8 protein-coding genes and 2 pseudogenes are annotated in these 13,036 nt (G+C 63.0%); 4 read left to right on the forward strand and 6 right to left on the reverse strand.

Translation table 11 applies throughout. The features are described 5' to 3' along the window. From ON30_RS39585 to ON30_RS36985, 3 genes and pseudogenes are all read right to left on the reverse strand, one after another. Positions 1 to 117 (reverse strand): annotated as a pseudogene (locus ON30_RS39585) (IS3 family transposase); the annotation flags it as partial. A gap of 325 nt (positions 118 to 442) precedes the next feature. After that, positions 443 to 4,249 (reverse strand): FxSxx-COOH system tetratricopeptide repeat protein, encoded by a 3,807-nt coding sequence (gene fxsT / locus ON30_RS38010; protein ID WP_157183903.1) that lies wholly within the window; start codon positions 4,247 to 4,249, stop codon positions 443 to 445. A gap of 5 nt (positions 4,250 to 4,254) precedes the next feature. Further along, positions 4,255 to 4,641, reverse strand: coding sequence for a toll/interleukin-1 receptor domain-containing protein (locus ON30_RS36985; protein ID WP_063719962.1), 387 nt, complete (start codon positions 4,639 to 4,641; stop codon positions 4,255 to 4,257). Between the two features lie 1,226 nt (positions 4,642 to 5,867). Here ON30_RS36985 and ON30_RS28905 point away from each other — a divergent pair. The 3 genes from ON30_RS28905 (at position 5,868) to ON30_RS39590 (ending at position 8,587) form a co-directional block, all read left to right on the forward strand. Continuing rightward, positions 5,868 to 6,191 (forward strand): hypothetical protein, encoded by a 324-nt coding sequence (locus tag ON30_RS28905; protein ID WP_051030105.1) that lies wholly within the window; start codon positions 5,868 to 5,870, stop codon positions 6,189 to 6,191. Then, positions 6,188 to 7,258: a tyrosine-type recombinase/integrase gene (locus tag ON30_RS28910; protein ID WP_063719963.1), complete on the forward strand. Its 1,071-nt coding sequence runs from the start codon at positions 6,188 to 6,190 to the stop codon at positions 7,256 to 7,258. The genes ON30_RS28905 and ON30_RS28910 overlap by 4 nt, the downstream gene beginning before the upstream one ends. Before the next feature lie 187 nt (positions 7,259 to 7,445). Beyond that, positions 7,446 to 8,587 (forward strand): IS3 family transposase gene (locus ON30_RS39590; RefSeq protein WP_444543696.1). Its coding sequence is split into 2 segments (ribosomal slippage): positions 7,446 to 7,730 and positions 7,733 to 8,587, totalling 1,140 coding nucleotides; the frame shifts between segments, so codons are not numbered across the junction. Positions 8,588 to 8,633: 46 nt separating this feature from the next. Here ON30_RS39590 and galE read toward each other — a convergent pair. Both galE and ON30_RS28930 read right to left on the reverse strand, forming a co-directional pair. After that, positions 8,634 to 9,617, reverse strand: coding sequence for a UDP-glucose 4-epimerase GalE (galE, locus tag ON30_RS28925; RefSeq protein WP_040712415.1), 984 nt, complete (start codon positions 9,615 to 9,617; stop codon positions 8,634 to 8,636). Next, entirely contained in the window at positions 9,614 to 10,033 is a 420-nt protein-coding gene (locus tag ON30_RS28930) for a hypothetical protein (protein WP_040712416.1), read from the reverse strand. Before ON30_RS28930 ends, galE begins: the two co-directional genes overlap by 4 nt. 234 nt (positions 10,034 to 10,267) lie before the next feature. Between ON30_RS28930 and ON30_RS28935 the strand changes: the two genes are divergently transcribed. Continuing rightward, complete coding sequence (locus ON30_RS28935) at positions 10,268 to 11,539, forward strand: cytochrome P450 family protein (protein ID WP_157183904.1); 1,272 nt, start codon at positions 10,268 to 10,270, stop codon at positions 11,537 to 11,539. Between the two features lie 558 nt (positions 11,540 to 12,097). Here ON30_RS28935 and ON30_RS28940 read toward each other — a convergent pair. Next, positions 12,098 to 12,781: pseudogene (locus ON30_RS28940) on the reverse strand (DUF4389 domain-containing protein); the annotation flags it as partial. Between the last annotated feature and the right edge of the window lie 255 nt (positions 12,782 to 13,036).

Below are 13,036 nucleotides of genomic sequence, written 5' to 3' on the forward strand. Positions count from 1 at the left end.
GGTGACCTGAAGGCCCCGGCACACCTCGGCCACATCCTTGCCCTCGGCCAACAACCGATCGGCCTCGGTCAACTTCCGGACCACCTGCTCCGGGGTATGCCGCTTACGAGTCGCCATCGCTTCATCGAGCCTTCCTGCCCAGCTCATGGGCTACGAAGACTCTCACATATCACCCGGACCGAACCAACGGGGTCACGTCACGCGCCGAACGCCCGGAAGACGCGACTGATTCGCAAAGCAGGTGCACGTTCGCGTCCCGACCTCCCATGCTTTCGGTGGATCATGCAGATCGCCCCCGTTTGTAACGATTTGTCGCCGGGTGGGTGCTCGACTTCTACGCTCAACCGTTCGTTCACGCTCCGCCGGAACTGGAAATCCGACCGCAGCCTGCGACGACGGATCTACAGTCAGCCGCTGATTCGACAGCACCAGCAGAAAGAAATTAGTAAGCGCCGTCAAACTCGTCGAAATCGACCATCGGCACGATCTGGGTGTCTTCGCTCTGGGACGGTTCTCCTATGTAGATATCGAGACCCACCCCTCCCGATCTATCTGGTCGCGCTGACAACCGTCGAACGTCATCGAGCTTTTTCCGCGCTTCGATCGACAGCGGATGATCCGGACCATACACCCTGCCGAGGCCCGGGAGAGCCAGTTCGAAGGTCGCGATCGATTTATCGAAACGTCGAGCAGCGCGATAGGTTGAAGCGAGTTCAAATAGCGTACGCAGAGTTTCACGATGATCGCGCCCAAGCACGCGTTTCCGGTCTGCCAACGTTCGCTTGTACAGCTTGATCGCATCCTCGAACTTCAAAGCCCACTTGTACACACCGGCCAGATTATTGCGTGATGTAAGTGTATCTGGGTGGTCAGATCCAAGTATTCGAATGCGTGCGTCAAGCGTGCGTCGGTGCAAACTGATCGCGTCCCCCAGCCGATCTGCGGATCGATAAGCCCCGGCGAGATTGTTCTGAGCGGAAAGCGTATCGGGGTGGTCCGGCCCCAGCACCCGCACGCAATCGGCCAGTGTCCGTTCGTACAAGGTGATCGCACCCTGTAGCCGCCCTGCGGATCGATAAGCCCCGGCGAGATTGTTCTGAGCGGAAAGCGTATCGGGGTGGTCCGGCCCCAGCACCCGCACGCAATCGGCCAGTGTCCGTTCGTACAAGGTGATCGCACCCTGTAGCCGCCCCGCGGATCGATAAGCCCCGGCGAGATTGTTCTGAGCGGAAAGCGTATCGGGGTGGTCCGGCCCCAGCACCCGCACGCAATCGGCCAGTGTCCGTTCGAACAGCGGAATCGCGTCGCTGAGGCGCCCCGTCGCCCAGTAAGCACCGGCGAGATTGTTTCGCGACGCAAGAGCATCCGGGTGATCTACGCCGAAAACGCGTTCCCGGTCAGCAAGCGTCCTCTCGTACAATGGAATTGCGTCACCGTTCCGCAAGGCCGTTCGGTATGCGCCCGCCAACTCGTCGCGGGAAACAAAAGTATGTGGATGGTCTCGACCGAGCACTCGCTCCCGTTCCGATAGTGTGTACTCGAACAACTGGATGGCCTCTCCCAGTCGCCCGACAGCCCGATACGCTCCGGCGAGACTGTTCTGCGAAGTCAGCGTATCTGGATGGGCGGGACCCAGCACGCGTTCGCAGTCCGCGAGAGTTTGCTCGTATAGTGCGATCGCGTCGATCAGGCGACCGCACTGCCGAAGGGCTCCGGCCAGGTTTCTGCGCGCCGTGAACGTCTGAGGATGATCGGGACCCAGAGTGCGCGTGAAGTCGGCGACTGCTTGCCGAGCGACATCGGCAGCGCGGGTAAAGTCCGAGGAAGCGCTCAGCTGACGTACCGCCCACGACCGTGCGACCGCACCGCGTTCGACCGTTTCCCTCGGCGCGTCTCCGATCCCCGAAGCCCACAGAGCTTCGATCTGGAATACGAGGTGCAAGCCGAACTCCTTGCGGTTCCAGGCATATGACTCATCGAACATGTGCGGTTCCAGTGCCTGCAGCGCATCGGCATGCCACTCGCAGAGCGTGCTGTTGGCGATGGCGCGTTCCCGGACGACGCGAGCCAATAGCCGGTGCATGGTCAACACATCTCCGGAGACCGACCAAGACACCAAGGAACTGCGCTGACAGCGTTCGATCGCTCCGTACAGCGCCGGTGATGGCGTTGTCGCATTGCCGCGTCGATCATCGAGCGTGCTGAGAACGTCCAGTCGGACGCCATCGGGTGACAGCACCGCCAGCACCGCGATCAACCTGGCGACCAGACGGTTGGAATCCGAAATTACGGCGTCCACCGACATCAATAATGCAGCAGCCGTAGAATCCTGATATTCGTGGCCAGGGACTCTTAGCAATATTTCTCGCACCGGATACCGTCGCAACTCGTCCAGGTAGTGCGAGTAGTCCCGGGTGCGATGTTGACGGATGTTGGCCGCAGCTGCGGCCAGTGCCAACGGCAGATCACCCAGCTCGGCCGCTACGCTCGCAGCGCCGCCCCTATCGTCCAGCCCCGTTCGCGCTCGAAGGTATTCCACCGATTCGGCGCGCGTAAATTGCGTGATCTCTACAACTTCTCCGAGCTCAGTGAACGCAGCATCGGTACTCGTGATCACTACCCGGGTACGGCCCAATGTGGGCAACAGCGGAACAAGTTGGTCAGGATCGGCCGCATTGTCGAATACGATCAGCGAATCACCTTGCCACGACGCCAACCGTTCGCGCAGTCTGGCCGCAGACACGGCTGAATCGCCCTTTGGGTCCTGAATTCCGATAGCTGCTGCGATTCTCGCGAGATCTGCGACGGCAGTTCCCACGTTTTCCGCGTTCACCCAGCCGACCAAACCGCGCTGGTCCTGAATCCATGTTCGTGCGTAAGCCGCTGCTACGTGCGTCTTCCCGACTCCTCGCATCCCTGTCACCGCGCAAATTGAAGGATTCGGAGAAGCCGACAGGGTCTCGGCCAGACGGGACTCCGCAGATCGTACGATGAAGGCGGGCGGTGCAGCCGGAAACTTTCCGACGACAATGCTCTGCTCGCTCCCTTCGTGAGCAACATACGCCCGATTCGGCCGCGGCCACAGCGTGACGGTGATAAAGCCCTGTTCCTGGACGACCAGCGGAGGCTGTGCACCGATCGACTCGCAGTCGTGCAGGATTGTCGGAAGCCCGCTGCCGTCCGCTTCCACCAGGCTGATCCAGGATACGATACTCGCCAGCAGATGATTGCGTTTTTTCGATTGTCCAACGAGAGATGCTAATTCACGCTTCGCACCATCGGCGAGATCGCGATCTATCCATAAGCCCGGGCTAGACACTTCAATCCGGTCCTGAAAGATCCGGACGTGCACCCAGGAATCTATGGCCGAATAGTCTCGGTGTACTACCGCGTTCGCGATGAGCTCGCGGACTGCAAGCATCGGATACTCGTAGACCGGCTGGGCAGCCGCCTGTTCACTGCTGGGAAGTTCACCGCGACGGACGCTCCGGGCCACGAATTCCCTTGCGGCAACTATTTGGTCAGGAACCGTCCCACCGAAGCGCTCGCGCTCACGCGGCGCTGCTTGGGTGAGGCCGTAATAACGCATGCACTGCACCTGCGCCGCCGGAAACATTAGGGCAGGCCGCTCGCCGAAAAGCAAGACACCGGTGCCTGTGAGCTGTCCCCCATCGATCAACGCGGCGCGTTCGAGGAACTCCCGCGGACTCAGGATCGCCGGATAGACGGCCTCAACCTCCGGTCTGAGGTTGCCGCGAAAACGTTGTAGCGCATCGAAGTCGAAACCAGAAGATGTCCGGAGCCGATCAGTATACTGGCTTTCGGAAATCATTGCCGACTTGGGCACACTAACTTTGGGCGGAAATCTCTGGCGTAGTGCGCTCACGAGGTCGCGAATCCCCTGAGCGGGATCCAGGTCGAACCTCGCCACCTTGGTCTCCACAGCCAGCTGCTTGATATGTGCCCGTCCGTCCATCTGCACAACAAACACCCGATTGTCGCCGTTCGAGTGTGCAGCAAAGGCGATTCTATTCGCCCAATTGCTGCCGACTGCTTTCATTGTGCCGCACACCACCAACGGTGCGCCGGTCATCAATAGATTTGTTACCGACCAGATCTGGGAATCACCGACGGCGACAGTGCCTGCATGGGTCACGTCGTAGCCGGCCTCACGCAACGGACCTGCAATTTGCTCGGCGAGTTCCTCCTCCCCTTCGGCACACAGAACGTAAATTCTCTGCTGGCTCACCGGGTTCACCTCATCGCGGCGCACAAGGCATCGATTCCCGCAGCCCAATCGCCGATTAGATCAGCATATTTGATGTCGGCCAGTATCGCGGGTGGCTCGCCTCCGGTCAGCCGCACTGGAAGAACTCTGATGTCGGCGCCGCCGAGCTGGCGAGCCAGCGCTGACATCCATTCCTGACTCATCCACGGGCTCAACGAACCAGCAGCCGAATAGCACAGCACCAAGAAAGTTGCCCCCTCCAGTCCCTTGTTGACCTGCCCGACGATCGAATCACCAATTCCAATTGCCCAGACATCGAGCCACACCGTGTGCCCTCGGTGGCGGAGGTCGTCAGCCAGACGCTCCGCCGCTGCCGAATCGGCCCCGCGATGGCTGACGAAGACATTGCTCATCGGTCCTCCCGAACCTCCGCGCCTCGCACGAAGCAAGCGTAGGCAGATTTAAGTGGTGGTCGCAACACATTACTGTTGTGTGCGATGGTATATGTACAGCCACAGCTTCGGCAGTTGTTCGTGGTCGAGGACTTCTCTCCAACCTACGGGCTGAGGACGGAAGGAGCGTGAACCAGCGTTGGCGGTCGCTCGATCACGTTCATTTGCCCAAGAATGAGCGTCCCGATCCAGGTTCCGACTGACGGCCACCAAGGATCGGTCCACGTTCTGCGAGGGCTCGCTATCGGTGTGTGCGGGTCGCAGCGTATCCGACCGGGGCCCTGGTAGCCGAAGGCGGAATATCTGCGGTTTGGTGGAAGGATCCCCAGCGATCGGCCCACGGACCGAAGCAGTAGGGTTGGTCAATTCGACGATGCGAGAATCGATCTCTTGCAGGGCACCGCCGACCACACAAGCGACATCCCCTGACGTCATCGACATGTTCATCAGCAGAGCCCAGTCGATCGAGCCGCCGCGACCACCTGCGCCCCGTTTGGGTGGCGCAGTTCGTCCTGATAACTCTGCGCGTCCCCGCAGCGAACATACCACCTTTTCATCGGTGTTGATCGTGTCATGCCGGTCGAACACAACCACCCACGGCCGTACGACACGACCGGTGTTCGCCGACTCGCCGCAGGATCTCACCCCTGCAAGAGTCGAAGGCGGAAATCCCTGCGGGAAGCCGGCACTGACCCGCACACTTTGTGCGGGTCACCGATATTGCTCCTCCACGAAATCCTGTGGTTGCGTTGATGCCATCACTGCACATCGAGAACCCACAACACGCGTCGACCGCTCGTCCCGCCCGCTCCCGCACCCCGAGAACCGCCACCGAAGTCCCACATCGCCCACCCCCAGAATCGACGGTGCGCCTGTGTCTTCCACAGGCCCGACCCCCGAGCACCACCGACCACCGGCGCCACCAATCGGGAGCACCGGCATCGCCCCCGACCCCGAATCCCACCCGGAACCGACCAGAACCACCTCCGACACCGACCACCTACTCGGCAGTGAATCCTTGCCCGCACACCCCGATTCGACACCGGCCCGGTCCGACCTCGCGGACCTGTTCCGCGGCCTCTACCTGCCGCCGACCACACCCCCCCGCCACCCGGCAGGCCCTGGCGCCGACGTTCCCGTTCCCCGCCGAACCCGACCGCTCCACGACCCGTCGGTTGCACTGCACCATGACCGTGGTCGACATCAACGGCCGCCTGGCCGCCGCGGTCGCCGTCGAGTACCTGGGGTGGGAGGTCGGACAGCGCCTCACGATCACCGGTGACCGAGGATCGGTCGTGACGATCATGCGTGCCTTCGACGGAACAGCGTTGCGCCCCAGAGGATTTCTCCGCCTCCCCATGTCCGTGCGGCACCGATGCCGCATCCGCACCGGCGAACGCGTCCTGCTCGCCGCCTCGAGAGAACTCGACCTGCTCATCGTCTACCCATCACACACGCTGACCGCCGCCCTGCACCGGTACCGCCCCGAACTCTGGGACCGCGCGTCATGAACGACTCCGAACTCGCCGACCTGCTCCGGACCATGGCACGCCTCGGACTCACCGTCGTCGAACACCGCAGCGCCCCACCCCCGAAACCGATGCCGACCTTCGGCGAATTCATTCCCCGCCTCACCGCCGCGGCCTCCCCGGTGATGAACCAGGCCTACAGCCACTACTGGAACATCGTGAACGCCGAATGGGGACACCGTCGACTCGACGAACCCACACCACTCGACATCATCGCCCTGATGAATCAGCACCGGGCCCGCGCGGTGAGACGATCCAACTGGCGCGGCGGTGTCAGCGCCACCCGTAACCTGCTCCACGCGCTGCGCTGCCTCTACCGACACGCCGAACTCGACGATCTGATGCCCACCGGCGCCAACCCCGCCCTCCGCGTCGCGATGCCCTACAGGCTCGAAAGCACCCGCCACGCACTCCTGCCCGAACAAGTACACGAACTCGGACGGGTCGCCACCGAAACCGGCAACGACCCCGAACTCGACGCCCTGCTCGTGCGACTACACATCGAGACGGCCTGCCGTCGTGAGGCCGCCCTGCGACTCACCCGCGCGGACCTCAGCCTCCCCGACAGCACTGTCCTGCTCCACCACAAAGGCGACGTCCATGCCTGGCACCCCATCACACCACTACTCATGCGACGCCTGATCGAGCACCACGACGACCGCGGCGCCGACACCACCCCCGCCGGCGCCAACATATTCCGCACCCGAACAGGACTACCCATCACCGACCGACGCTACGACAACCTCCACACCCGCTTCCACCACCACCTCCCCTGGGCCGACGCCAAAGGCGTCACCGTCCACTGGCTCCGCCACACCACCCTCACCTACGTCGAACGCGAATTCAGCGAAGCCGTCGCCCGCCGCTACGCCGCCCACCGCAACCCCGGCAACACCGCCACACCCCTCTACACCAGAGCAACACTCAACGAATGCGCACACGCACTCGTCGCCCTCACCGGACACGACCACCCCCTCGCCACACCCACCCACCGACGACCCGAACACCGGGGCCAGCAAGCAGCGAAAGGAAACACAAGGGTACTGTGACCGCATGCACACGAATTCTGTGCATACATGCGGAAAAACCCGTGTCCTTATCCCCCTCCGGACACAGACACTACGCACACGGGTGGTTGTGGAGCAGTTTCTGCCACGACCACCCGTTTGGGGCTGGTGCACGAGTAGGTGACATCGCTCTGGCTTGCCGAGTGGCGGGCCTGGAAGGATGTTCATCGTGCCCAAGCCCTACCCCCAGGAGTTCCGCGACGACGTGGTCCGGGTCGCCCGCAACCGTGAGGACGGCGTGACTCTGGATCAGATCGCGGCCGATTTCGGGGTCCATCCGATGACGCTGTCGAAATGGATGCGTCAAGCCGACATCGACGAGGGCAACAAGCCCGGAACGACCAGTGGTGAGTCCGCTGAACTGCGGGAATTGCGCCGCCGGAACCGGCTGCTCGAGCAGGAGAACGAGGTCCTGCGCCGGGCTGCGGCTTACCTTTCCCAGGCGAACCTGCCGGGAAAAGGCTCTACCCGCTCGTGAAGGAGCTCGCCGCCGACGGGATCCCTGTGGTGGTGACGTGCCGGGTGTTGAAGCTCGCCCGCCAACCCTATTACCGGTGGCTGGCCCGCCCTGTCACCCCGGCCACATTGGTGCAGGCCTATCGAGCCGACGCTCTGCACGATGCCCATCGTGATGATCCCGAGTTCGGGTACCGGTTCCTTGCCGACGAGGCCGCTGCGGCCGGTGAGCCGATGGCCTCGCGGACCGCGTGGCGGATCTGCTCGCTGAACGGCTGGTGGTCGGCGTTCGGCAAACCCCGACGCGGCAGGAGCAAGCGGCCGGGACCGCCTGTCCACGATGATCTCGTCCGCCGCGTCTTCACGGCTGACCGCCCGAATATGTTGTGGCTCAGCGATATTTCCGAACATCGAACAGGTGAAGGGAAGCTTTACATCTGCGCGGTCAAGGATGTGTTCTCGGGTCGGATCGTCGGGTATTCGATCGATTCACGCATGAAGTCGAGGTTGGCGGTGACCGCCCTACGGAATGCGGTCGCTCGTCGTAGTGAGGTGGCCGGCTGCGTGGTGCACACCGACAGGGGCAGTCAATTCCGTTCCCGACGATTCGTGCACGCGCTCAACAGATTTCAGATGGTCGGGTCGATGGGCCGGGTCGGTGCGGCCGGAGACAATGCCGCGATGGAGAGCTTCTTCAGCCTTCTGCAACGCAACGTCCTGGACCGCCAGCAGTGGGCGACCCGCGAGCAACTCCGGATCGCGATCGTGACCTGGATCGAACGCACCTCCTCACGGCCGCCCAGACTATCCGGGTCGACTGCGCGATTGCGCAACGGCGCACGTCGATGGCTCTAATTGAAAGTGGCCATTCTCGCTAGCTGAAATGGGGAGCTGACCACCCCTATTCAGCAGCGGAACGCTGATTGTGGAACTTCCACGCATCATGCGCCATGTCGGTGATGTCTGGTTTCTGTGGTGTCCAGCCGAGTTCTTTCTGTGCGAGTTCGGAGGATGCGTAGAGGGTTGCGGGGTCTCCGGGTCGTCGTGGTGCTGTTTCGATGTCGAAGGGTATTCCGGTGATGTCGCGGATTGCTTGGATGACTTGGCGGTTGGAGTAGCCGATGCCGTTGCCGAGGTTGTAGATCTTGTGTTCGCCGGGGTGGATGGTGTTGAGGGCGAGGAGATGGGCGTGGGCGAGGTCGGTGATGTGGATGTAGTCGCGGATGCAGGTGCCGTCGGGGGTGGGGTAGTCCTCGCCGTAGAGGGTGAACTTGTCGCGGTGGCCGAGAGCGGCGTCGAGGGCGAGGGGGATGAGGTGGGTTTCGGGGTTGTGGCGTTCGCCGATCATGGTGCCGTCGCCGCAGTCGTGGGCGCCTGCGACGTTGAAGTAGCGCAGGGAGATCGCGCCGATCTGGTAGGCGCGGGTGTAGGTGGTGATGGCCTTGTCGATGGCGAGTTTGGTGTCGCCGTAGGTGTTGACCGGGTTGGTGGGTGAGGTTTCGAGCAGGGGCAGATGGGTGGGTTCGCCGTAGACGGCGGCGGTGGAGGAGAAGACGAGTTTGCCGACGTGGGCGGTGTGCATGGCGTCGAGCAGGGCGAGGGAGGCGCGGGTGTTGTTGTCCCAGTGCCATTCGGGGTGGTGCATGGATTCGCCTGCGGCGATGAGTCCGGCGAAGTGCAGGACAGCGTCGTAGCCGGCGGTGGGGGTGAGGATTTGGGCGATGTCGTGGACGCGGAGTTGGATGAATTCGGCGTCGTGGGGGATTTGGCGGTCGTCGTTGCGGGAGAGGTCGTCGATGACGGTGACGTTGTGTCCGGCGTCGAGGAGCAGTCGTGTGACGGTGGCTCCGACGAATCCTGCACCCCCGGTGACCAGGATTTTCATCTGACCTGCACTTTCATGGCGAGTAGGTAGTCGTGGATGGTTTGTTTGTGCGCGCGGAAGTGTTCTTCGGGGCTCTCTCGGCGTGCGCTGCCGGTCCAGCCGGTGATGCGTTCCCAGGCGCGTTGCTTCACCGTAGTCAATGCGATCGGGTCGGGTGTGGTGTGCCATGCTTCGGCCATGGCGCGTGCGAGGGCGTGGACGGTTTGGTGGTGTCGGGCGACGATTCGGCCGCTGCTGGTGACGGCGTAGCGGGTGTAGTTGACCGCGTCGGGGCGTGGTTGCCCGAACTCGATGTCGAACCGGGTGAAGGCGTGGTGGAGGTAGGTCCAGAATCGTCCTGGGTCCATCGGTGGCTGGGTAGGGTCGGCGCGCCAGCGCAGCTCGGCGCGCATCTGCTCGGCGAGGTGCGGCGCCATGTGACCGAAGGGGGCAGGTCATGTGGGTTCGAGGTTTACTGGACAGCGGCGACGGCTAGCCTGTACGGGGCTTCCTGGTTCACCGATCGAAACCGCTCGACCTCTCGCCGATGCACTCCTGATCGATCACTCGCTCCGGACGGCATCGCGCGCAAGTCAGATCGTTCGCCGAAAGGACTGAGGGACTGTGCACCATATGAATTCGAGCTCGGCCGCCCTTTCACCTGGCGGTAGGTGGTGATCGGCGCAATGGGGGGAATCCTCGAACTGACCGACGACTTCTACCAGGATCCGCATGCGACCTACCAGGCGCTGCGTAAGCGCGGTCCCCTGCACCAAATTCGATTGGACGGTGTACTCGGCTGGTTGATCGTCGATCACGAGGTAGCCAAACAGGCCTTCGCGGAGCCGACCATCAGTAAACGCATCGGGTCGCCCGAGGGACAGGCTGTGCTGGCCAAAAACGGTGCAGCCGAGTTGTTCAACACCGCCATCAGCGACAACATGTTGTTCGCCGATCCGCCACAGCACACCCGGCTGCGCCGTCTCGTGGCCAAGGCATTCGCCGGTCCCGCCATTCGCGATCTCCAACCGAGAATCACCTCGATCGCCGATACCCTGCTCGATGACATCAGCGCGCGAACGACCGTCGACCTCATCGACAGTTACGCATTCCGGCTGCCGACCGCGGTGATCTGTGAACTGCTCGGAGTCCCCGACGCCGACAAGGAAGAGTTCCGCTCGTGGACCGCCGTCGTCGTCAGCGACTCGGCCACGATCGAGGAACGCACTGCCGCCGGGGTCAGCTACTTGACATACCTGACGAAGTTGATCGCCGAACGCACCGAGGACCCCCGCGACGACCTACTCTCCCAACTGATCATCGCGAAAGACCACGAAGACCGCCTGGACGAGCACGAACTCATCGCCATGCTGCTCCTGCTGTTGATAGCCGGGCACGAGACCACCGTCAATCTCATCGGCAACTCGGTGCTGGAGCTACTTCGCGATCCGGCAACGGCCGAGCGGTTGCGCGCCCACCCCGAAGCAATACCCGCCTATCTCGAGGAGATCCTGCGCTGTCACGGGTCGCTGCACGTGGCGACGGCTCGCTACACAACCACCCCGATCACACTGGGCGGTACGGATATCGACGCGGGCGAATTCATCCTGATCTCGCTCGCCGCCGCCAATCGCGACCCGGCGCGCTTCACCGACCCGGACCGGATCGACCTCGAAAGACCCGAAAGCCGGCACATCGCCTTCGGACACGGCATCCACCACTGTCTCGGCGCCACCCTGGCCCGCGTGGAGGCCACCATCGCGATCTCGCGACTGCTGGCCAAATTCCCGCAGATATCGCTCGACGGGGAATTCAGGGAGCTGACGTGGCGAAAAAGCCTCCTGATCCATGGACTGACCTGCCTGCCGGTCCGACCGGCCGCACCCACTGATTCCCATCGCGTGTCCAGCGCCGACGTGGACCGCTGCCCTTTGTCGGGCTGACCCCCACCAACTCCGCCTGGCTGCCCGCGCCCGCGAACTCACGGACCACTGCACCGCCCTCGACGCAGCCTGCCGGATCATCGCACTCCAAAACCAACTCGCCGACACTCTGGCTCGCAATACCGAACTCACCCGTGAGCAGACCACTGCCGATCCGCAAGACTGAACTCCAGCACCGACCTCGGAGAAACCCCGCAATCGGCGGCGCTCGATTCGCCGTCGACGTAGCTCGCGACATGCGGCCCCGAAAGCCGCGAGCACATGGGTGGCGTAGGGGGTGCGCCGACTCCGGCAGGACGATACATAGGCCCGCAGAGCCGTGGACGCGGTCCTCGGACAGAACGGCAACCTCGCCGATGACGTCCGCGCACAGTCCACGGCCTCGGTCAGCGAGTGGCCATCCCGGGCGAGCTTCAACCGACCCCTCAGCGCGGGTCGGACGCCGAATCCGTTTCGCGGTGCTGGTCCGAGCGTGTGACCGGTTATACAGCGTTCATCGTGTCCATTTGCGCACCGATCGTGTCTGCGGACCGGCAACAGTGGTGATCGAAATGGCGGCTACATTGTCGGCGAGTGCGCGCCGGCCGCCCACGGTGGCAGTGACCGCCTCCCCGGTTCCCGAGCACCTTGGTCGAGTCGGAATGGCGGGTACTCGTCGCGCATCAGCGCCGCATAGGCCACCACGCGGTAGAACCAGCGGTTGACACCGAGCAGGAAATCGAACAGACCGCGCGGATAGCGTCCGGTGAACAGCAACGCCACGGCCGCGATCAACACCAGAACTCCGACCAGCGGTACGAGGGTGTCGTTGTCCTCGGCCGAGGCGGCGACACTGACTCCGCTACCGAAAACGGCCGCCAGCACGAGGTAGTGCGGTATGGCGAGCAGCCACCACTTCACCAAGACGAGCCCTCGGGAGAGCCGTTCGGGGTAATCCACGTCGAAGTCGGCGGGATAGTCGACTCGTCGCAAGGTGAACGGTGGATAGCGATCGGTGCCCAGCACCGCGTACGAATAGAACTGCACGCGCCAACTCCAGCGGATCACGCCGACATTGAAGTCGAACAGCGCGCGCGGGTACCTACCGCTGAACAGGATCGCGAATCCGGCGACCAAGGTCAGCACCGCGAACGCGAGCCACAGGAATATCAACACGACGATGTGCGGCAGGACGAGGACCCATTTCACCAGCCACAGCCATCGCGACAGCGGCGCGTCGAGTTCGCCTTCCAGCCGCACTGGAAGAGAGATGTCATCGGGTCTGTTTTCCACGTGGCTGCTCCTCTGTCGGGGCGGTACCACGACACTGGCATCCGCCACGACGATCCGAGCAGGGACTCTGGTCCCGAGATCGGAGGCCACCTGTCCCTCACTCATCAGTCGAGCCGACGCGCGTTTGCGCCGCTTCCGGTTCGTGCTCGTCGGTGGCCTTGGTCTCCGGTTCGCCCGACCGAATGCCCTTCCGACAGATCGCGGCCGGGCAATAGACAGTGCGTA

It is taken from the genome of Nocardia takedensis NBRC 100417 (genome assembly GCF_000308695.1).
GTDB lineage: Bacteria > Actinomycetota > Actinomycetes > Mycobacteriales > Mycobacteriaceae > Nocardia > Nocardia takedensis.

Excerpts from the sequence above, each read along its gene's own strand:
- ON30_RS28905 (WP_051030105.1), top strand. The coding sequence starts at position 5,868 with ATGACCGTGGTCGACATCAACGGCCGCCTGGCCGCCGCGGTCGCCGTC.
- ON30_RS28930 (WP_040712416.1), bottom strand. The coding sequence starts at position 10,033 with ATGGCGCCGCACCTCGCCGAGCAGATGCGCGCCGAGCTGCGCTGGCGC.
- ON30_RS36985 (WP_063719962.1), bottom strand. The coding sequence starts at position 4,641 with ATGAGCAATGTCTTCGTCAGCCATCGCGGGGCCGATTCGGCAGCGGCG.
- galE (WP_040712415.1), bottom strand. The coding sequence starts at position 9,617 with ATGAAAATCCTGGTCACCGGGGGTGCAGGATTCGTCGGAGCCACCGTC.
- ON30_RS28910 (WP_063719963.1), top strand. The coding sequence starts at position 6,188 with ATGAACGACTCCGAACTCGCCGACCTGCTCCGGACCATGGCACGCCTC.